At 46.0% G+C, this 19,917-nt stretch carries 18 protein-coding genes; 9 read left to right on the top strand and 9 right to left on the bottom strand.

All coding sequences use genetic code 11. The features are described 5' to 3' along the window. Positions 1-36 precede the first annotated feature (36 nt). The 5 genes from RIF36_RS06065 to RIF36_RS06045 all read right to left on the bottom strand — a co-directional run bounded on the left by RIF36_RS06065 (position 37) and on the right by RIF36_RS06045 (position 4,516). A complete protein-coding gene (locus RIF36_RS06065) occupies positions 37-1,575 on the bottom strand; it encodes a YifB family Mg chelatase-like AAA ATPase (protein WP_350126329.1) in 1,539 nt (512 codons plus the stop codon). Further along, positions 1,575-2,150 carry a D-sedoheptulose 7-phosphate isomerase gene (lpcA, locus tag RIF36_RS06060; RefSeq protein ID WP_350126326.1) on the bottom strand — a complete coding sequence of 192 codons (576 nt, stop codon included), beginning with the start codon at positions 2,148-2,150 and terminating at the stop codon, positions 1,575-1,577. Before lpcA ends, RIF36_RS06065 begins: the two co-directional genes overlap by 1 nt. Further along, positions 2,147-2,539 (bottom strand): hypothetical protein, encoded by a 393-nt coding sequence (locus RIF36_RS06055; RefSeq protein ID WP_350078442.1) that lies wholly within the window; start codon positions 2,537-2,539, stop codon positions 2,147-2,149. Before RIF36_RS06055 ends, lpcA begins: the two co-directional genes overlap by 4 nt. Before the next feature lie 80 nt (positions 2,540-2,619). Further along, positions 2,620-4,296 carry an ABC transporter substrate-binding protein gene (locus RIF36_RS06050; protein WP_350126323.1) on the bottom strand — a complete coding sequence of 559 codons (1,677 nt, stop codon included), beginning with the start codon at positions 4,294-4,296 and terminating at the stop codon, positions 2,620-2,622. Positions 4,297-4,360: 64 nt separating this feature from the next. Then, positions 4,361-4,516, bottom strand: coding sequence for a hypothetical protein (locus RIF36_RS06045; RefSeq protein ID WP_350126320.1), 156 nt, complete (start codon positions 4,514-4,516; stop codon positions 4,361-4,363). Between the two features lie 164 nt (positions 4,517-4,680). Here RIF36_RS06045 and RIF36_RS06040 point away from each other — a divergent pair, with 164 nt between their 5' ends. Further along, positions 4,681-6,198, top strand: coding sequence for a hypothetical protein (locus RIF36_RS06040; protein ID WP_350126317.1), 1,518 nt, complete (start codon positions 4,681-4,683; stop codon positions 6,196-6,198). 109 nt (positions 6,199-6,307) lie between these two features. Here the strand turns inward: RIF36_RS06040 and RIF36_RS06035 are convergent, their stop codons facing one another. Genes RIF36_RS06035 through RIF36_RS06020 form a run of 4 tightly spaced genes read right to left on the bottom strand, consistent with a single transcriptional unit; the run spans position 6,308 to position 11,466 of the window. Then, positions 6,308-8,140 (bottom strand): ABC transporter ATP-binding protein, encoded by a 1,833-nt coding sequence (locus RIF36_RS06035; protein WP_350126314.1) that lies wholly within the window; start codon positions 8,138-8,140, stop codon positions 6,308-6,310. Positions 8,141-8,187: 47 nt separating this feature from the next. Continuing rightward, positions 8,188-9,888 carry a hypothetical protein gene (locus RIF36_RS06030; RefSeq protein ID WP_350126311.1) on the bottom strand — a complete coding sequence of 567 codons (1,701 nt, stop codon included), beginning with the start codon at positions 9,886-9,888 and terminating at the stop codon, positions 8,188-8,190. 29 nt (positions 9,889-9,917) lie between these two features. Then, positions 9,918-10,517: an aminotransferase class IV gene (locus RIF36_RS06025; RefSeq protein WP_350126308.1), complete on the bottom strand. Its 600-nt coding sequence runs from the start codon at positions 10,515-10,517 to the stop codon at positions 9,918-9,920. Then, on the bottom strand, positions 10,483-11,466 hold the full coding sequence (locus tag RIF36_RS06020) for an aminodeoxychorismate synthase component I (protein ID WP_350126305.1): 984 nt from the start codon (positions 11,464-11,466) through the stop codon (positions 10,483-10,485). Before RIF36_RS06020 ends, RIF36_RS06025 begins: the two co-directional genes overlap by 35 nt. A gap of 116 nt (positions 11,467-11,582) precedes the next feature. Here RIF36_RS06020 and RIF36_RS06015 point away from each other — a divergent pair, with 116 nt between their 5' ends. From RIF36_RS06015 to RIF36_RS05980, 8 genes are all read left to right on the top strand, one after another. Next, on the top strand, positions 11,583-11,831 hold the full coding sequence (locus tag RIF36_RS06015) for a type B 50S ribosomal protein L31 (RefSeq protein ID WP_350095647.1): 249 nt from the start codon (positions 11,583-11,585) through the stop codon (positions 11,829-11,831). A gap of 80 nt (positions 11,832-11,911) precedes the next feature. Further along, positions 11,912-13,111, top strand: coding sequence for a GlmU family protein (locus tag RIF36_RS06010; RefSeq protein WP_350126302.1), 1,200 nt, complete (start codon positions 11,912-11,914; stop codon positions 13,109-13,111). Continuing rightward, a complete protein-coding gene (locus RIF36_RS06005) occupies positions 13,112-14,254 on the top strand; it encodes a DNA polymerase III subunit (RefSeq protein WP_350126299.1) in 1,143 nt (380 codons plus the stop codon). Between the two features lie 2 nt (positions 14,255-14,256). After that, positions 14,257-14,700: an ATP-dependent zinc protease family protein gene (locus RIF36_RS06000; RefSeq protein WP_350078423.1), complete on the top strand. Its 444-nt coding sequence runs from the start codon at positions 14,257-14,259 to the stop codon at positions 14,698-14,700. Positions 14,701-14,722: 22 nt separating this feature from the next. Next, positions 14,723-15,658: a hydroxymethylbilane synthase gene (gene hemC / locus RIF36_RS05995; protein WP_350126296.1), complete on the top strand. Its 936-nt coding sequence runs from the start codon at positions 14,723-14,725 to the stop codon at positions 15,656-15,658. Further along, on the top strand, positions 15,655-16,518 hold the full coding sequence (locus tag RIF36_RS05990; protein WP_350126293.1) for a peptidylprolyl isomerase: 864 nt from the start codon (positions 15,655-15,657) through the stop codon (positions 16,516-16,518). Before hemC ends, RIF36_RS05990 begins: the two co-directional genes overlap by 4 nt. 3 nt (positions 16,519-16,521) lie before the next feature. Next, positions 16,522-17,415, top strand: a complete 894-nt coding sequence (locus tag RIF36_RS05985) for an SDR family oxidoreductase (protein WP_350126290.1) — start codon at positions 16,522-16,524, stop codon at positions 17,413-17,415. 22 nt (positions 17,416-17,437) lie between these two features. After that, entirely contained in the window at positions 17,438-19,801 is a 2,364-nt protein-coding gene (locus RIF36_RS05980) for a caspase family protein (protein WP_350126288.1), read from the top strand. The last annotated feature ends 116 nt before the right edge of the window (positions 19,802-19,917 follow it).

Here is a 19,917-nt window from a genome sequence, read left to right as displayed (position 1 = left end):
ATCTTGGACAATATTTAGGGGGTCGTTGAGTCCGAATTACCCCGCCCAGCCCTCTCTGTCCAAACTGCGGTACTGAATGGCTTCGGCCAGGTGTTCGATCCTTATTTCGTCCGTTCCTGCCAGGTCTGCAATGGTCCTGGACACTTTAAGAATACGGTCATAGGCTCTGGCCGACAGTCCCAGCCGCTCCATGGCAGTCTTAAGTAGCTTTTTCCCCGCTTCGTTGATCTGGCAAATGTCTTTCACCATCGGTGGTGGCATCATCGCATTGCTGAAAATCGTCGGGTGATCTTTGAACCTTTCGGTTTGCAGCAGCCGGGCACTGATCACTCTTTCCCTGATTTGTGTGCTTGTTTCCGCTTGTCGGTCTGCCGTCATTTCATCAAAAGAGACAGGTGTGACCTCCACATGCAGGTCGATCCGGTCGAGCAATGGGCCGCTGACTCTGTTAAGGTAGCGCTGCACTGTGCCGGGTGGGCACACGCATTCCTTTTCAGGGTGATTATAATAGCCGCAAGGGCAGGGGTTCATGCTGGCCACCAGCATAAAGTTGGCAGGGAAGTCGATGGACACTTTTGCTCTCGATATGGTTACCCGGCGCTCTTCAAGTGGCTGCCGCATTACTTCCAGCACTGTTCGTTTGAATTCGGGTAGCTCATCCAGAAACAGCACGCCATTGTTGGCCAGTGAAATTTCTCCTGGTTGTGGAATACCGCCGCCTCCGACCAGTGCAACATCAGAAATGGTGTGGTGTGGTGAGCGAAAAGGCCTCGTAGCGACAAGTGAAGCATGGGCTCCCAGCTTGCCAGCGACAGAATGAATTTTGGTGGTTTCGAGGGCCTCGTGAAGGTTGAGCGGTGGCAGGATTGAGGGCAGTCGTTTGGCCAGCATGGTCTTACCAGCTCCCGGAGGGCCAATCATGATCACATTGTGGCCACCAGCGGCTGCTATTTCCAGCGCCCTTTTGATATTTTCCTGTCCCTGCACTTGAGCAAAATCTGCCTCGTACCCATCGTACGTATCTTCGAAGATACTTCGTGTATCTTTTTTTAATGGTTCTATCTCTAGCCTGCCTTCCACAAACTCAATGGCTTCATTGATGGTCTCGACGCCGATAATGTCGAGCTTGTCAACGATGGCCGCTTCGGAAGCATTTTCTTTCGGTAGGATGAATCCTTTAAATCCCTGTTTTCTTGCTTCAATGGCGATTGGCAAAACCCCTTTGATGGGCCGGAGTAAGCCATCAAGAGAAAGCTCACCCATGATAATGTACTGCTCCAGCACCTCTGTAGTGAGCTGACCTGATGCCTTTAGGATGCCCAGGGCGATGGGCAGGTCGTAGGCGGAGCCTTCCTTTTTTATGTCGGCTGGCGCTAGGTTCACTACTGTTTTTATCCTTGGCATAGAATAGCCAAAGTATTTAATGGCTGATTCTACCCGCTGCTCACTCTCTTTCACGGCATTGTCGGGCAGGCCCACCATAAGAAACTTAGTGCCGGCGCTTACATTAACCTCAACGGTAATAATAGAGGCGTCTACTCCATACACGGCGCTTCCGAAAGTTTTTGCCAGCATCAGTACCCCAATTTCTTTTCGATGAGAAGAATGAAAATATGAATGACCTTGATGTGAACTTCCTGAATCCTGTCGGCAAAGCCAAAATACGGAACCCTTATTTCTACATCGCCTGCGTTGGCGAGCTTGCCACCATCTTTTCCGGTGAGCAAAACAATGCGTAGTCCTTTTTCTTTTGCCTTGGAAACCGCTTCGATGACGTTTTTGGAATTGCCACTTGTTGAAATGCCAAGCAGAACATCCCCAGACTGGCCAAGTCCCTCGACATACCTTGAAAAGATGTAATCGAAGCCATAATCATTGCCTACGCAGGTAATATGGGTAGGGTCGGAAATCGAAACGGCTGGAATTGAAGGCCGGTTTCCCCGATATCGGCCGCTCAGCTCTTCGGCAAAATGCATGGCATCCGACATCGAGCCGCCGTTCCCACAGGAAATTATTTTTTTTCCTTCCAAAATGCTCTTTACCATAAGGTCAGCTGCCTTTTCGATGCTTTGGGCAGTAGCAGGGTCTGAGAGAAACTTTTCAAGAAGTTGATGAGCCTCTTTAAGCTCATGCTCGATCAATTCTTTCATTTTTCGTCGGAAGAGCTTGGTTGTGTTGTTGTAACTGATGGAGGGCCGGGTTTCTTCTGCTCCTTGTCGTAAAGTTTGGCTTTCAAATCATTGACCTCCCCTTCAAGCCGGGTAATCTTTCTTCTAAGGAAAAGCTTCCCAAAAAAGTCAGAGAAAAGTATGAGGAAGCTAAATACAACAGCAAGAATGGTAAATATCTGGAACGACCTGAAGTAAGTTTCAAGAAAAGAGATCACACCAAAATAACCTCCGAATGTTTCTTTTAAATAAAGGTAGAAGGCATCTTCAGTGGCATCTGGCACTTTCAGAAGTTTAACGCAAAGGTAGAGGAGCATCAAAGCGTAAAGGATGTAGACCAGATAAAATATGTACCTAAAGCGTTTAAGCATTATTTTTTGATAACTAATGAGGCTAAAATGTAGTTAGAATGAGTGAACAAACAAAAAATCGATATACTTCAATTTCAGGACTAGCGTGTCTGGTAGAATCCAACTGGATCGTACCCAGGACGATAATAACTAATGTTTAAACGAGGAAACCTCTTCGACGTTGCTATGAGGCTTTGTTCAAAATAAAGAAAGACTATAGGTCGCTCTTCGTGCAGAATTTGTTGCAATTTTTTCAAATGAACAGCCATTTCCTCTCTAGAGGTGGATAAGATTGCTTTTTCAATTTCCTGGTCGCTTTCATCAGTTCCAAAGCCAGAGAAATTCATCTTACCCGGAGCAGCCGACGCAGTGTGGAACAACGGTGAGTAATCATAGGCCCGTGGCGAGCCGACAAATGAGTAAAGCACAGCGTCAAACTGGTGCGATCGCAGCCTTTTTAAAAGCGTGCCTGACTCCTCCGGCGCCAGATTTACCTGCACGCCTATTTTCTTTGCCTCGCTTTGCACAATCAGCGCTATTTTTTGATAATCCGGATTTGTTCCATTGTAAGTGAGTTCGAAATCAAGCGTTTCTCCAGCATCATTTTTCCAGTTATTCCCGTCGAAGTTCCATCCTGATTTTTCAAGAAGCACCTTGCTTTGGTCTGGGTTGTAATTGTAGACGCTAATGTCGTCGTTGTACAGATCCGACAACACCGGGTTTACTGGCCCGACGGTAGGCTCAGCATAACCAAGGCGCACTGCGTCGATAATGCCCTGAACGTCAATAATATGGGAAAGAGCAATTCTCACGTCCTTGCTGCTAAATTTTGGCCGACGGGTATTAAAGCCAAAAAACACAAACTTGAATCCGGCTTGTCTGTAGAGATTAAGCGTGTTTGAGGTTTTGTTAAAGGCTTCCAGCTGAACAAACTCTGTGGCGGGAACCTGGGTGATAACGTCTACTTCATTGTTTTGCAGAGCAAATCTGGCAGCCGTGGGATCAGTAATCATCACATAGTTGATCTTATCTGCCAATTGGAACTGTGAGGGCAGCTTCTCTTTCTTTGTTTCGGTCAGTGCCAGGCTAATGTTTTGGTCAGGATAATAGCTCTCGATTTGATAAGGGCCTGAGCCTTTGAAGTAGACGGAATCGTAAGGGGCAATGCCATTGAAGGCCTCGAAGTATTTTTTTACATCATCCGGGGCGTTGTCCTCGTTAAAGCTACCTATCTCTTCCAGGCTATAATCTCTCAGTGTTTTTTGAGGGTCAAAAATGTTTTCGGGCATGACAAGGAAATCTCCGGCTACTGACCTGCTATATTCCGGGTTGCCATGCGTTTCGAGCTGAAAAAACCGGGCGTTGGAAGAGTCTGGGTAAAAAGCTTTGATGGCATCTAAATGAAAGCTTCCTGAAGAAATGCCGCTTCTGAGCCTGCATTTATTGAGTTTTAAGGTAAAAAACACGTCTTCTTTTGATACAGGAACGCCATTTACCCATTTGGCTGAGCTCTTTAGTGTAAAGCCGAATAAACTAATTGTGTCATTTATAGCTATTTTTTCAGAAAGTTCCGCTAAATTTGAGACTATCTTATCCGTCGAATCTCTTTCGCTTAAAAATTGAAATATAATCCCATCGAACTCGTTTGTTTTGATGGGTGAAAAGCTTTCCGGAAATCTATTGATTTGGATCCTCAATTGCGAAGGGTCGTCAACCTGCGAATTGCACCCAGCTAGAAAGAGTAGAAAGCAACCTAATAACCTTAGTTTCTGATTCATAAAAAAAGCCCCTCAAAGAGGAGCTAATTTAAACCTGAGAAATGATTATTAGTAATATATTGGATTATTTTCCACCGTCTCCCCAAGTGTCGTCTCCACCGTCAGTTTTAATGATGTGGAGTGATTTCTTTGGCTTTTTTGAAATGTTGGAAGTGGTTGTTTTAGGAGCGGAAAAATAAAGCCCTAAAGATAGAATCATAAAGAAAACATACTGTGCCATAGGTCAAGCGATTTAAATGTTTAAAATTGTATGGCACGAAGATGTGGCTGCGCTTTGGAAAAAAAACTGACACTTTGTAACTTGACGTAACTATAACAAAATGTAGTTCTAGTAGTGTAAATATTAACCTAGGGAGTATTTGGCAAGTAAGTAATTGTATTGAAATGGATGAGATAAAAAAATTAGTAAGGATTATAACAACAAGGGTAAAGAAAAATGTATCTCTGATTGATGTTATTAGTCATGATGAAAACCCGAGCAAGGAACAACAGCTTTTTAATGGGATTCAAAAAGGACTATACAATACAGATGATGAAGCTTCTTTGGGCATGTATGAATCGGACTCCACCGACCAGCGCTTCCGAATGCTCAAGTCACGCCTGAGGTACAAGCTCTATAACTTACTTTATTTTGTCGATTTCAACGACTCTAAAGTAAACATCGGATTCCCTTACGAGCAGGAATGTCACAGTTACATATTCCGAGCGAAAGTATTGTTTAAAGAGGGTGAATATGATTTGGCTGAGAAGCACGTGAATAAGGCACTTGCCATCTCCAGAGAGTCGGAATTTACAGAGTTGACTTTATCTGGACTTAGGATGTTGAGGTTGATTTATTCAGAGTTGTGTCGGCCCAATCACCTCAGAAAGACCCTGGGTAGAATTAAGAAGTATGAGGAATTGCTCAGAATAGAGGAAGAAGCTGAGAGTATCTTCTGCATGAAGAAATTGCAACTTCAAAAGTCAGTTCATTCCAGAAAGACTCACCTCGACTCGACTTTGAAGTCGGTGCAACAATTGAAGAGTCTTTGGGAGAAAAGTAAGTCATTTAATGTATTTGAAAGATACTATAGGCTGAAAATCAGGTCGAATGAGCTGCTTGCTGAATTCGAAGGTATTCTTGAAATTACCGGTGAAGCAGAACGGATGGTGAACAGTGGTGCCATTAATCCGCTTAGGTTTGATATGAGGTATAATGTTTTCATCAAAACATATGCATACCTCAGAGCGAAGGATTACAAAAATGGCATGATCTACGCCAAATCGGGGTTAGAACATATTGGTCGTTCATCCAGGAATTGGTTTTCTCATATGGAGAACTACTTCTTGATGGCGCTGCATAGCGGAAACTACGAGTTGGCGGATGATTTGATCGGTCAGGCCTATAGAAACCCGCACATGGAAAAGATTTCGCAAAGGGCAAAAGAGAGGTGGGAGTTGTACAAAGCCTACTTGTTCTTTCTTATGCCAAATAGGGACGTGGAGGATGTGCTCGATTTCTCGAAGATTTATCAAAAGCTGCCCTTTTATACGCAAGACAAGCAGGGGCTCATGGTGGCCATTATGATCCTGGAGTTTATCGATTTAATGAAGAAAGATAAACTGGACGTTGCGCTGGCCAGGCTGCCAAACACAGAAAAGTATATTTATCGCTACCTCAATGAAAATCCGGAAAGTCAGCGGGAGAAGCTGTTCCTTAAGCTGATCACCATTATGGTGGAAAGCAGCTTCAACCCAACTATTGCGGCGAAGAAAGGGGAAAAATATTTCAACAGACTGAAGGGCACGCCAGAACCTGGTGATGCCTTTGCAGAGATAGAAATTGTGCCTTACGAACAGCTATGGGAAATGATGCTACAAAATATGGAGCATTCATTTGTCAAGCTTGACTTCGGAAGGTAGAAGAAACTTTGATTAGGTCGATGCTTGTCATATGTTGATATGACAATATAACCCTGCTGGCCCTGTCAGCAGGGTTTTTATTCTTTTAGGCTGTGCATAACAGATTTTTCTAAAACGACTGCATTTCGATCAGCCTCGAATAGAGACCAGCCCTGGCAATCAGTTCATTGTGGGTTCCCTGCTCAGCTATTTCGCCATTTTGCAATACCACAATAAGGTCAGCATTTTGTATGGTGCTCAGTCTGTGGGCAATGACTACCGACGTGCGGTTTTTCATCAGGTTGGTAAGGGCCTCCTGCACCAGCTTCTCCGATTCCGAATCAAGCGCCGAAGTGGCTTCGTCGAGAATCAGGATTGGGGGATTTTTAAAAATAGCCCGTGCAATGCTCAGTCTTTGCCGCTGACCGCCGCTGAGTTTCACGCCTCTGTCTCCTATTTCTGTATAATACCCTTCAGGCATTTCAGCAATAAACTCATGCGCATTGGCGATTTTGGCCGCAGCTATTACTTTTTCCTCATCAGCATCGGCTACGCCAAAGGCGATATTATTCAACACCGTGTCGTTAAAGAGAATGGACTCCTGGGTAACAATGCCCATCTGCTTGCGAATGGAGTCCATGGTGTAGGAGGTCAGCGGTTTGCCATCGATGCATACCTCTCCTTCATTGGGGTCGTAAAACCTCGGAATAAGATCCGAAAGAGTGGATTTTCCGCCTCCGGACGGGCCGACAAGCGCTACTGTTTTTCCTTTTGGGATACTCAGGTTGATATTTTTCAGTACCAGGTCTTTTTCGTAGGCAAACGATACATTTTTAAATTCGATTGACGTACTAAAAGATGGAAGCACCGTAGAGTTTTGAGCATCGGTGATGGCGGAATGAGTATCGATAACCTCGAAGATTCTTTCGCCTGCTGCCAGCCCCCTTTGGATATTGCTGAATGAAGCAGACATGGCCTTTGCAGGGGGCAGTATCTGTGAAAATATGATAAGAAAGGCTAGAAACTCGGACGGTGTGAGGGTAGAATTGTCCTCCAAGATAAGGTTGCCACCAACAAGAAGCAGGCCAGCGACAACGGAGACCCCGAGGAACTCTGAAATTGGGCCGGCCATTTCGTACCGTCTTGCGATGGATACATTTTTTCTGGCATAGTATTGAACCTCTTTGATAAACTTTTGGAACACAAACTTGGTAGCAGTGAACGCCTTGATAATCCGAATGCCGCCGATACTCTCATCAAGGATGTTGTTGATATTTCCCAAAGCCTGTTGGCTTTGATGTGCCCGCTTTTTGAGTCGCCTGGCAATGCCTGCGATAAGACCGCCGGAAATAGGCAGAAGCAGCATTGTGTACAAGGTGAGTTCTACAGACATGCTGAAGAGCACAGCGAAATAGCCTATGATCATGGCTGGCTCTTTGAACAGCACCTTCAAAGTACTAACCACCGAGTGTTCTACTTCCTGCACATCGTTGGTCACACGGCTGGTAATGTCTCCTTTTCTACGCTCAGTAAAAAAGCTTACAGGGAAAGCAAGAATACGCTCGTATACCAGGCTGCGGAGGTTCTTAATGACCAGCGCCCTTATTTTTGCCAGCATTACCGCTGAGAGATACCTGAACAAATTAGAGAGGAACACGGAAACCACAATGACTGCGCATACAAATTTAAGGGCGCCACTTTTTCCGGCAGTTTCGATGAAGCCAGAAAAATGATAGTAGAAAAGCGATTTGAAATAATCCACACTAATTGTGAATTCAGGAAGACGTTTAAGGTTCTCCAGCTTTTCCGGCTCTATCTGATCGAAGAGAATTTCCAACAGAGGGATGAGGACGGCAAAGTTCACAAGACTGAAAGCCACCTGAAGAATGGTGACCAATATATAGGTAGGGATAAACTTCCCGAAAGGGCGGGCAAAAGAAAGAAGTCTGAAATAGGTTTTCATTCAACTACTTGAAGTGAGGGCGCAAAGGTAGAGTGTAATGGTGTCAATTAGAAATAATGATGTTTTGTGTCGGTATTGAGCCGGATGCCAAAACCAAAGAACTGATCATTGTTACGCAGCGAAATACTTTCTTGTTGCTCTTTGCGGTAAATGAACCTGGCATCGATGAAAAGATTGTGGAGCAACTGATAGCTGGCCTGCAAGCCAACCAGATTGATTTTTGTAGCTACTCCCTGGCCAGTGAAGTTTCCGAATTCCCGCTCGAAAGTTGCGTAGGGCAGCAGTGGGTTTCGCCCCCAGTTCGATGCCAGTGTATCCTCTCCCTGGGAAGCAAGCATTGCCCTGGCAGTGAGCTGAAGCTTTCCAATTGGTTGATACCTTAGCACAGCCACCCATTCTTTGAAATTTGCTCCCAGTGGGTTGGCGAGCGGCTGCCGGTAGTGAGTGAAGCTGGTGTAGCTGCTTTGATGGGCGTATGTGTAGGGCCGTGCGTAGTTGTGCTCAAGCTGAACGTCGAGATTGGAGACGTTGCCCACATCCACCCATTTCAAACCAAGTTGATAGGCGTATTTGTTCGACCACCAGCCTGTCCTGTTTTTTAGGTTGGTAAACGATAGTTCATCCAGCAGGAATTGCCCATAAGCCGAAAAGTGGTGGGCGAAATTCCATTTGGCATCAAAGCCCACAAGCACATTGTCGGGGCTGCCAAGCTGCTGCTCAAGACCCCGGTAAAAGATAAATGGGTTCAAGTAGTTGGGATCGAAGGAGCCGGTACGTAACGAATCTTCTGGCGAAAACATGACTGCCTCAAACAGGCCCACGTTAAAGTTTTTGGTGACCTGCCAGTTGAGCTGGTGCATCACCAGGTTTTTGTTGGGAAATTCCTTAGTGCCCAGCAGCCCGTCGTTGTAGTAGAAAACATCTGCCTTGAGCCGGGCGATAACATTGGTATAATTGAACTTCCAGATCTTCGCATTGAACCGAAGGAAAAAGTAGTTGTTCGAAAAGTCGGAAAGAAACATCGACCGCATGCCGTTGCCCACAAAGAGTTTATCGTGGCCTGCCTGCAAATGGATGTGTTTTGTGGGACTAAAAGTTAAATACCCATTGGCAGTAATATAGTCGGTTCCGGCTTCTCCAAATCGCTTCCAGAAGCCTTCGTTGGGCACCACGTGCCAGCGATCGATCCAACGCTGCGTGTAGGCCGGAAACACTGCCTGATTCTCTGTCAGATAGGTGTAGAAGCCCAACTTTTCGTCGATTCTGCCCCTAACTACTATACCACGGGTGTTGATAAATGGTGTTGAGGGAGAATTTGGGTCGTGGCCCACATCAAACTGAAAAACAGGGCTAACATGAAGGTCAATACCATCTTCCCGCACGTGAAAGGCATCGGATGATGTTCTGTAGAAATATTTTAGGATGGGTTTTTTGCTGGTGGGTGCCGCTTCCAGGCTGTCGGTAAAGAACTCCCAGTTGTCCTGTCGAAGGTATTTTTCGTTGAACTTGTCAGACGAACTCTCAAAAACGCCCAGGCTGGACACCGAGTCGGTAAAAGCAGCTACCGACTGGCGCTGTACGGGTTTGAAAGAGCTGAAATAGCTATCGTGCATCTTGCCGCTTTTGATCTCGTACCGGTCAAGCATGTGGTAGTAGTCGCTCCACAGCGGCGCATTGGCGCTTTGTGCAAACGACTTTGTTAGAGCCAGGCAAGATAGAAGAAAGACAAAAGCTAATTGTTTTTGCATGCAGCCGCTAAAATAACAGGTTTATCTGGTTAATAAATGAGCTTGCTCGCTGGTAGCACAATTGTGCCCGGGTCAAGCATGGCGTTGATGAGTGTGACGGATTCAAAGTATTTAATGTCGTTGACGGCTATTTTTCGTTCGGAGATCAGGCCTTTTTCAAGCAGTGACGATCTTTTGGTGCCAGCCAGCAGGGGTTCCGAAGGAGTGTGCCATTTCGATCCATCCCAAAAGCAAACATTGGCATAGCTGCAGTCGGTAAGGAGGCCATTTCGGGCGATCAATATGTCATCTGCAGCGCCTCTTTGGTTGAAAAGTGTATTGATAGCTGACCGGTCGGCATACTTATGACGGTAGTCGAGGTGGATTGCTTCCACTACTCTTATCGATTGGGTCGGTCTGACAGAATAGGGCTCTATTTCGACTTTGTTAAGCTCTTCACCATAAATTACCCTCGCCTTATAAATAGTGGCGTTGTCTAATTGGGAAGTATCAAGTACTTCCTGAAGGTTGATCGGCAGCAGTTGTGACCCGAAAACTTCCCGCCGACTTGCATCGAGCCGCCGCTGATGGCACGACAGATTTTGGGGCTGTCCGTTAGCTATTTTGATAGACTCCAATAGTAGGCACATACACCTTGTCGATTAGTTCCTGGTATTCTTGCTGCGCATGGCTTTGAGCTGTGATGCCGCCGCCGCTTCGGTAAAAAAATTGATCGCCAGCCTTTTCTATGTAGCGGATCAGCACACAGCTGTTCAAGCTGAGCCCATCGAAATATCCGGCAACACCAGTATAGTAGCCTCTTTTTTCTCCCTCAGCTTCTCTTATGACCTGGCAGGTCATTGGCTTAGGAGCACCAGAAATAGACCCGGCTGGCAACAGTTCCATGATAATTTCTCCCAGATTTGCCTCATATCCGACTGGCAATCTGCCTGTAATTTTTGAGCTGGTTTGAAGTAGGTGCTTGCTGTTGGTTCGGAGATCTTCTATATACCTGAACTTTTCCACCTGCACGTTGTTACTCACCCTGCTTAAATCGTTTCTCAGAAGATCTACAACCGTTACATGCTCAGCAAGCTCTTTTGGGTCGTTGAGCAGTTTAGCTGCCGCCCCAGGCAAATCAGCATCAATTGTGCCTTTCATAGGGCAGGTTTCAATAGTATTTCCTGAAATTCTCACAAAAGTCTCTGGGGAAAAAACTACCCACTCGCCTTTGTAGAACATTTTGTATTTGGCGGATGAGGCGTGATAGATGTCGGGTAGGCTAGCCGATGTAATGAGCTCAGTTTTGGCGGTAAGATTCACTAAAAAGGAATTGCCGGCTTGCAAATGCTGGTAAACATGATTAAAAGCCTTTTCATATGTTTCAAAAGCCGGATATATTTTTTCGGCGTGGACAGAGATAGCCTCTTTTTTCTGGTGATTGGAAAACCCTTCGAAGTTGAACAGGATATTTTCGTCAATGAGTGAGTCAACGTCCCAAACTTTCGGTTTCTGCAGCTCAAAGTCGACCACAAAAAAGAATGGAACCCTATCTTTCCCCTTCTTGTTGACCAATTCTATGAATGTGGATAGACTCAAATGACTGATTATTAAACATCAAAGGTAAATATTTGCCGTTCACAATTGGAGCAAAAAAAAGCTTTTGTTATATTTGCCGTCCGATTTAGGAATCAGTTCCTTAAAAGACTTTCAAAATGAGAAAAGACATACATCCAGAATACAGAGAAGTGGTATTTCAGGACACTTCAAGCGACTATTCTTTTATTACTCGCTCCACAATGAACTCTGAGGAGACCGTTAAGTGGGAAGATGGTAAGACATACCCCGTAGTGAAAGTGGAAGTGAGCTCAGCTTCACACCCGTTTTACACCGGCAAGAAACTGTTTGTGGATACTGCTGGCCGTGTTGAGAAATTCAACAAGCGCTATGTAAATAAGAAATAAGCAAAACCTCTTCTGAAAAGAAGTTTGTTCAAAAAGTCTTTAGGATGCTTAGTTCCTAAAGACTTTTTTATTTTTGCGCCATGAATATTATTCTCTTCGACGATCCTATTCTGCGCCTCCAGCTTTTACCCTTCACCTATACACGCCCGTTGGCAGACATACGGCTAGGTATATTAAAGGTGAATGAGAAGTGGCAGAAGCTTACCGGGCACAAAGTGTCGTTTCTCACAGAGGATTATTTGTCTGCCAAATTTCCCAGCCACTTCACCTCTGACAATTTCTATATCAATGGGGCCTTATGCCCTACCGAGCAGCTTGTTCAAGCTATTATTAACCTCGGAGAAGGTGAGGGGCTCATGGTTGGCAATCACCTCGCTGCTTTTCGTTCTTCCGCCCAAATACCATACGGTGAGCTTGCCAGCTTAAAGTTGGAGAAAAAAGTGGTTTTTGAAGGCGAGGTTCATTTGATCGATCGTCCCTGGCGAATTTTTCAGTGGAATGGTGTGCAGATTCGCAGCGACTTCGACTTGGTCACGGCTGGTAGAATATCGGAAGATATTGCCGACCCATTTACCCGGGTTTACAATCGTGAAAATGTTTTCATAGAGCCTGGAGCCTCCATTAAGAGTGCGATCATCAACGCTGAAACCGGGCCTGTTTATATAGGAAAGAATGCTCAGATAATGGAGGGAGCCATGATAAGAGGGCCCTTTGCCATGAGCGAGCATTCGATCATTGGCATGGGGGCTGCTATCCGTGAAAACACCACCGTAGGGCCTTATTGCAAGGTAGCAGGCGAAGTTTCCAACGCTGTTTTTTTTGGCAATAGCAACAAAGGCCACGACGGCTATTTGGGCAATGCTGTTTTAGGTGAGTGGTGCAATCTGGGTGCCGATACAAACGCTTCCAACCTCAAAAATAACTATGCCAATGTGAAGGTATGGAGCTTTCCGGATGAGGCATTTGTTGACTCAGGATTGCAGTTTTGTGGCTTACTGATGGGCGACCATTCAAAATGTGGCATTAACACCATGTTCAACACAGGGACGGTAGTTGGCGTAAGTGCCAATATTTTTGGCGGTGGGTTTCCCAAGTCATTTGTTCCCTCGTTTGCCTGGGGCGGCTCAGAAGGCTTTGCTACCTACAGAATTGAGCAGGCACTTGATACCGCCAGCAGAGTGCTGGAAAGAAGAAAAATGCCTTTGGACGAAACAGAAAGGGCAATATTGATGGAAGTGTTCGAAAGGTCAGCTAAATTCAGGTCGTGGGAGGAAGAATAGATGCAATTTAGAGACATACCAGGACTAATAGACGAGAAGTCGAGATTGATAGCGTCGGTGCAAAAGAATCACATGGCGCATGCCCAGCTTTTCAACGGCCCGGAAGGCAGTGCCAACCTTTCTTTGGCCCTGGCCTTTATTACGTACATCAACTGTGACAAGCCAGGCGACACCGACTCCTGCGGCGCATGTCCTTCATGCAGCAAAATGGCTAAGCTGGTTCATCCAGACGTCACCTTCGCCTTTCCCATTGCAGACATTCCCAATAAAGACTTCAAGGAGGTTGTTTGTAAAAACTACCTGAAGTGGTGGAGGCCTTTTCTCGTCGAACAGCCCTATGGCAATCTGCTGGACTGGACTCGCCATTTTGGAGCGGAGAGCAAGCAGGCAATTATTTACAGAGAAGAAAGCCGCCAAATTATTAGTGCGCTGTCGTTGAAAGCCTTTGAGGGTAGGTACAAGGCCATGCTCATTTGGCAACCGGAGAAGATGAATGTTCAAGCGGCGAACGCCTTGCTGAAGATAGTGGAGGAGCCGCCGGAAAACACCTTTTTCTTCTTCATTTCCAATAACTATGAAGCCATCATCAACACCATTATCAGTCGGACACAACTGGTAAGTATCAGGGGCTTCACCGATGACGAAGTGGCGGACTATCTTGTAAAAACGGCCGAAGTGGACGCTGCAAAAGCGCAGTCGGTGGCCAGGCTGGCTGCCGGCAATATGAACCTGGCGTTGAGCCTGCTCAACGAGGTTGAAGACGAGTCGACGACCATTTTCAGAGAGTGGATGCGGATTTGCTGGTCGTCGGATTTTGAGGGCATGGCCGGGCTCACTGATAAGTTCAACGGCATGTCGAAAATGGCTCAGCGAAGCTTGCTGGAATACGGCCTTACCATTTTCAGAGAGTCGCTCATTGTAAATGCCGGAGAGGCCAGCTTACAACGAACGATGCCTCATGAGGAAGAGTTTGTCAGCAAATTTGCCAAGTCGATATCCCTTCCCATCATTGAATCGGCTTCCAGGCTGTTGAACGACTCTATTTATCACCTGGAGCGAAATGCGAATCCACGGATTTTGTTTATGGACTTGTCACTCCAAATGGCCGGGCTTCTAAGAACAGGAGTGATCCAATACCAATGAGAATGAAGAGCAGCTATACCATTGGGCGAAATGATATCATTGACTTGCCGGAGCTGGATCTTTTCAATATCAAGGCCAAAGTAGATACTGGCGCTTTTACCTCCGCCTTACACTGCTCGAGAATTAAAGTAAGTGACAGGGAGGGCACGCCGATAGTCAGTTTTCAGATTTCAGGGGCTACCATTGGAAGGAAGGGCAGTACTAAATTTGAAACAAGTGATTTTACCCAGCGGAAGATCAAAAGCTCAACCGGACACATCGAAAACAGAGTGATCATCAAAACACGCCTGGTGCTGTTTGGCAAAAAGTTCAGAACAGAATTCTCGCTCACTGATCGTTCAGGCATGAAATTCCCAGTACTTTTGGGTCGCAAGTTTTTGAAAAAAGGGTTTGTGGTGGATGTGCGGGAAGAAAACCTTTCTTTTAAGATGAAGATTGCACAGTAAAGAAAAATTAAAGCTAGTTGTTGTGGAGAAAATAAAAATAGGAACCAGAGGAAGTTTACTTGCCATGTGGCAGGCTGAGTATATTGCGGGGCTTCTGAACAAAGAGGGCCTTGCTACCGAGCTGGTTACCATCGAAACAAAGGGCGATAAAGTCCTTGACGTTTCTATTGCCAAAATTGGCAGCAAAGGGGTTTTTACTGAGGAACTGGAAGAGCAGCTGGCCAGCGGAAGTGTGCATATTGCCGTTCACAGCGCCAAAGACATGCAGTCGAGCCTGCCCAGGGGCTTTGAAATTATCGCCTTTACTGAGCGGGAAAGAGTCAATGATGTACTGGTAAGCCACAAAAATGGGATCTCGCTCGAAGACAGAGAAACACCGATTGTGGTGGGCACATCTTCCACCCGCAGAGTGGCCGTGTTGAAGCACTATTTCCCACACATCAAAACGGTGGAAGTGAGGGGAAACCTTCAAACCCGCTTTCGCAAAATGGAAGAAGGCCACTGCGATGCACTTTTGCTGGCATACGCTGGCGTTCACCGCATGGGGCTTGCTGATAAAATTGCTCAGGTGCTCGACACAGATTTATTTGTACCGGCCGTTGGTCAGGGCTCGGTAGCTGTGGAGGCAAGTGCTTCTCTTGACCCAATGATCAAAAAAGCCATTGCAGATGCTGTCAACCACCAAAATACCGCAGCCAGGCTCATAGCTGAAAGGGCTTTTTTGGAAACGCTGGAAGGAGGCTGTAGCATTCCCGTATTTGGGCTGGCTACTTTACATGAGGACAGACTTAAGATCAAAGGGGGTATCATTAGCCTAAATGGAAAAAGGATTGTGCAGGACGGTATTACAGGAAAAGTTGCTGACGCACGGGCGCTTGGCAAAAAGTTGGCGGAAAGACTTCTTGACAAGGGAGGAGATGCTATATTGAAAGAGATTAAAATGCAACTTAAGAAATGAGCAGAGTGAAGCAGTTATTTTGGGCACTTTCGTTTGTGGTGTTGATTACGTCCTGCCGTGGAAACAAGGACTATCTTGTGACAATACACACGCCATACGGTGACATGAAGGCGGTATTGTATGACGAGACACCACAGCACAAGGCAAACTTTTTGAAGCTGGCAGAGAATGGTAAATACGACAGCACAATTTTCCACCGTGTCATGAATAATTTTATGATACAGGGGGGTGATATCAACCGCAAAAAGTCCCGGGATAAAAAAGAGCCAGAGTATACTGTCCCTGCCGAGTTTGTACCCAGGTATTTTCATAAAAAAGGCGCATTGGCTGCGGCCCGACAGCCAGACGAAGTGAACCCTGACAGGGCGTCAAGCGGCAACCAGTTTTACATTGTGCAGGGAACGGTTTATGAATCTGAGGAAGCCCTGAAAATCGACCAGGAAAAACTCGGAATGGCTATCAGAAAGCTCCTGGAAGATTCTACACAGGTTGAGGTGAAAAACAGACTGACTGAGCTCTATATGGAGGGAAGGAAGACGGGAAATTTTGATGCCTATACAGCCGAAGTACAAAGCCTTATTCCGCTTGTTAAGGAAAAGGTCACTACTGATATTTACGTTGAGAAAACTTTCTCACCTGAAAGGGTAGAGGCTTACACAACGATAGGCGGGGCACCCCATCTCGACGACGAGTATACCGTTTTTGGCCAGGTGGTGGAAGGATTAGATGTTGTGGATAAAATTGCAGCAGTCAAAACCGTGCAGACAGTGCCTGCTGTTGAAGTATACATGACTATAGAGGTAGAAGAAGTGCCCAAAAAGGAGCTGACAAAGAAATACGGTATTCAATATAATGAATAAGCTATGTCTATACTGATCACCGGAGCCAATGGCTTGCTGGGCCAAAAGCTGGTTGTACTTCTTAGAGAAAAAGGCGAAGACTTTCTTGCCACTGGCAGAGGAGCCAGCAGGATTCCGCTAGAAGGTATCCGGTACCAGTCGATGGATATTACCAATGCTGCGGAGACACTAAAAGTCATCACTACTGAAAAACCGGAAGTGGTCATTCACACTGCTGCCATGACCAACGTGGATCAGTGCGAAACTGATAAGGAGGGCTGCTGGTTACAAAATGTAACGGCGGTTGAAAACATAGTAAAAGCCTGTGAGGCTAGTGGCGCATTTCTTTTGCACCTTTCAACGGACTTTATTTTTGACGGGGAGGATGGACCTTATAGCGAGGAGGCCAAAGCTAACCCGGTGAGCTACTATGGCGATAGTAAGCTGGCAGCGGAAAAGGCTGTGATGGCTGGCAAAATAGACTGGGCCATGGCCCGCACAGTGTTGGTGTATGGTATAGCTTTCGACATGAGCCGGAGCAATATTATTTTGTGGGTAAAGAAAAGCCTTGAGGACGGCAAAACCATCAACGTGGTGAATGACCAATGGAGAACCCCCACGCTGGCAGAAGACCTCGCCATGGGTTGCTACCTCATTGCGAAGAAAAAAGCTAAGGGTGTTTTTAATATTTCTGGCAAAGACTTTATGAATCCTTATCAAATGGCCATTGCCACTGCCGATTATTTTGGTCTTGATAAGTCGCTGATCAATGAAACGGATGGCTCTAAATTCAGCCAGCCAGCCAAACGTCCGCCAAAGACGGGTTTTGTGCTGGACAAGGCAAAGGAGGTGCTTGGCTACAACCCTCACAGTTTTGAAGAGGGAATAGCCGTGCTGGCGGAGCAGCTAAAGAGATAAGAAATCCTCAAAATACGTCCTGATGAAACTGTCCGTCTGCCTCGCTTTTTTAGCCATTTCTTTGGGGTCATTGCTTGCTCAAACCACCGTCGACAAATTACGGCTGACCTATGATGAAGAGCAGGTTCACTCGAAGCAAAACAGCCTTACTGTTTCCAACGACGGTCAACTAATAGCATTTGCCTTCGATGATAAAACGATTAAACTGATAAATGCCGTGTCTGGGAAAACGGTCAGGACATTCAAGGGTGTGCATCAATCGCCATTTGACCTGAGAATTAGTCAGTCAAAGAATGAGGTTGTTAGCGTGGAGGGCAATTCCATTGTGGTTCTCAACATCATAAATGGGGAGCAACTGGCCGCAATTGATGTGACAAAGGACATCACCAGAGTAGCAATTAGCTACACAGACAATCTTCTGGCTGTTGGCACTGAGGGATCTGAAATTTATGTTTACAACCTTTCGGACAATGCGAAGCAGGTTCAAAAAATCAGCGGCGTATCGCATCATGTAAGCGGTCTGGATTTCGACCCAAATGGCCGCAATATCCTCGCTAGTTTTAAGTCGGGATACCTTGGGGCCGAGCCAGCGATTATTTACGACATTCAGTCGGGCAAAGTGGTCGAGGAGCTTAGGAAAGCCTATTATCATTTTGTTCAGTATTCAGTAGACGGCAAGAGCATTATTTCTTGCGAAGGCTTACCAGGTAAGATCGCCTTTTGGGAGTATCAAATGGCTGCCAACCGATACAACAAAATCTACGACCAGCTTAACCTGGTTTCTGTTTCGCTTTATACGTCAGCCGTTCTCAAAGATAACTTGCTGATGAGCAGCAGTGTCGACTACAGTTTTGATGTGTTTGATATCTCTTCAAAAGAAAAAGTCTTTTCCACAAAGAGAGACAAGGTCAAGCTGATGATGGCACCGGCCAACCAGGGGGTTGATAAAAAGAGAATTTATCCGCTGCACGACGGAAAAAGCTTTCTGATTAACTATAGCAATAACAACGTCACTCAGATTTACAATGCCGAAGCCAATGAGATCGTAGGGTTTATTTACGCCGATGCCAACGACGATCTTGTTACTGTGTCCCGAGGGGGGCAGATCGATGGAAGCCTGGAAGCCATTTCAAAAATTTACTGGACGGAGCGAAATTTACTAAGCCGGGTGAGTCTTGATGCCACTTTTGATAAGTACTACACGCCCAATCTATTAGCCAAAATCCTTTCAGGAGTTACCATTTCGGAGAGCAGTACTACGTTGGAGCAAGACATAGAGCATGTTTCATCCATCACGTTGACTCAGGGGGGAAATGCAAGAGGAAGTTCCGCTTCGGCCCTCAGCAGTAGCCAGAAGAGTCTGGAACTGAAGGTGCAGATTACCGAACATCCGGAGTACACCACAGAGGTGAGGCTCTACCACAATGCCAAGCTGCTAGCTACCAAGAAAAGCCAGGGAAACAGCACCGACTTTGATTTTACTGCAAGCCTCAACAATGCTTATGGAGAAGAAAACTACTTCTATGCCGTGGCAGTCAACAAAGAAGGCATAGAGTCAGAAAAAGCCAAACTGATCGTCAGGTATCAGGCGAATGCGGAGGCCAAGCCCAAGTTGGTGGCGCTTATTGTGGGGATCAACAAATACAAGAATCCAAAGTATGAGCTAAACTACGCTTTAACAGACGCCAGGAGTGTGGCTAAGCAGCTGGATGCTTCCAGCACGGACTTGTTTGCGAAAGTGGAGAAGACGGAGCTCTACGACAGCCAGGTCACTAAGGAGAGTATTCTTGCAGCTTTTGCAAAGATTTCAAAGAACATCAATGAGCAAGACCTGTTCGTGTTCTACTATGCGGGCCACGGCACTGTAAGTGAGGAAGATGCAGAGAATGAATTTTATTTAGTGCCTTACGACGTCACCCAAATGTATGGGAACACTGGCACCCTGAAAGACAGGGCTGTTTCGGCTGCTGACCTGAAAGAGCTTTCGATGAAGATAAATGCCCAGAAGCAGGTCTTTATTATCGACGCTTGTCAGTCGGCCGGGGCGTTGCAAACAGTTGCCACCAGGGGAGCGGCTGAGGAGAAAGCCCTGGCGCAGTTGGCCAGAAGTACTGGTACCTTTTGGCTTACGGCTGCGGGCTCGGAGCAATTTGCCACCGAATTTGAGCAACTGGGGCACGGTGTTTTTACTTATTCCATCCTCGAAGGGCTGTCAGGCAAAAACATGGCTTCTTCGACTGATGGTATCATTACCATCAGGGAGTTGAGCTCTTATATTGAGCAGCGGGTGCCAGCGCTATCAGAGGAGTATAAAGGCAAGTCACAATACCCGGCCAGTTTCTCTTTCGGCAATGATTTCCCAATACAGATTTTGCAAAAAAAGTAGACGGGGGCTTCGAGGCTATTCGAAACTTTCATGAAAATGGCTACTTATTTCAGTATCTTCTTGTAAAATCGGATATTGGCACCTATGAAAGCCATTCAAACAACCTCCCTGTTATG

The organism is Imperialibacter sp. (assembly GCF_040222815.1).
Taxonomy (GTDB): Bacteria; Bacteroidota; Bacteroidia; order Cytophagales; family Cyclobacteriaceae; genus Imperialibacter.
This window is presented reverse-complemented; position numbering and strand designations above follow the sequence as displayed.

What these genes read in the sequence shown, in the direction of transcription:
- RIF36_RS06065 (WP_350126329.1), bottom strand. Translation starts at nt 1,575, where the DNA reads ATGCTGGCAAAAACTTTCGGAAGCGCCGTGTATGGAGTAGACGCCTCT.
- lpcA (WP_350126326.1), bottom strand. Translation starts at nt 2,150, where the DNA reads ATGAAAGAATTGATCGAGCATGAGCTTAAAGAGGCTCATCAACTTCTT.
- RIF36_RS06055 (WP_350078442.1), bottom strand. Translation starts at nt 2,539, where the DNA reads ATGCTTAAACGCTTTAGGTACATATTTTATCTGGTCTACATCCTTTAC.
- RIF36_RS06050 (WP_350126323.1), bottom strand. Translation starts at nt 4,296, where the DNA reads ATGAATCAGAAACTAAGGTTATTAGGTTGCTTTCTACTCTTTCTAGCT.
- RIF36_RS06045 (WP_350126320.1), bottom strand. Translation starts at nt 4,516, where the DNA reads ATGGCACAGTATGTTTTCTTTATGATTCTATCTTTAGGGCTTTATTTT.
- RIF36_RS06040 (WP_350126317.1), top strand. Translation starts at nt 4,681, where the DNA reads ATGGATGAGATAAAAAAATTAGTAAGGATTATAACAACAAGGGTAAAG.
- RIF36_RS06035 (WP_350126314.1), bottom strand. Translation starts at nt 8,140, where the DNA reads ATGAAAACCTATTTCAGACTTCTTTCTTTTGCCCGCCCTTTCGGGAAG.
- RIF36_RS06030 (WP_350126311.1), bottom strand. Translation starts at nt 9,888, where the DNA reads ATGCAAAAACAATTAGCTTTTGTCTTTCTTCTATCTTGCCTGGCTCTA.
- RIF36_RS06025 (WP_350126308.1), bottom strand. Translation starts at nt 10,517, where the DNA reads ATGTGCCTACTATTGGAGTCTATCAAAATAGCTAACGGACAGCCCCAA.
- RIF36_RS06015 (WP_350095647.1), top strand. Translation starts at nt 11,583, where the DNA reads ATGAGAAAAGACATACATCCAGAATACAGAGAAGTGGTATTTCAGGAC.
- RIF36_RS06010 (WP_350126302.1), top strand. Translation starts at nt 11,912, where the DNA reads ATGAATATTATTCTCTTCGACGATCCTATTCTGCGCCTCCAGCTTTTA.
- RIF36_RS06005 (WP_350126299.1), top strand. Translation starts at nt 13,112, where the DNA reads ATGCAATTTAGAGACATACCAGGACTAATAGACGAGAAGTCGAGATTG.
- RIF36_RS06000 (WP_350078423.1), top strand. Translation starts at nt 14,257, where the DNA reads ATGAAGAGCAGCTATACCATTGGGCGAAATGATATCATTGACTTGCCG.
- RIF36_RS05990 (WP_350126293.1), top strand. Translation starts at nt 15,655, where the DNA reads ATGAGCAGAGTGAAGCAGTTATTTTGGGCACTTTCGTTTGTGGTGTTG.
- RIF36_RS05985 (WP_350126290.1), top strand. Translation starts at nt 16,522, where the DNA reads ATGTCTATACTGATCACCGGAGCCAATGGCTTGCTGGGCCAAAAGCTG.
- RIF36_RS05980 (WP_350126288.1), top strand. Translation starts at nt 17,438, where the DNA reads ATGAAACTGTCCGTCTGCCTCGCTTTTTTAGCCATTTCTTTGGGGTCA.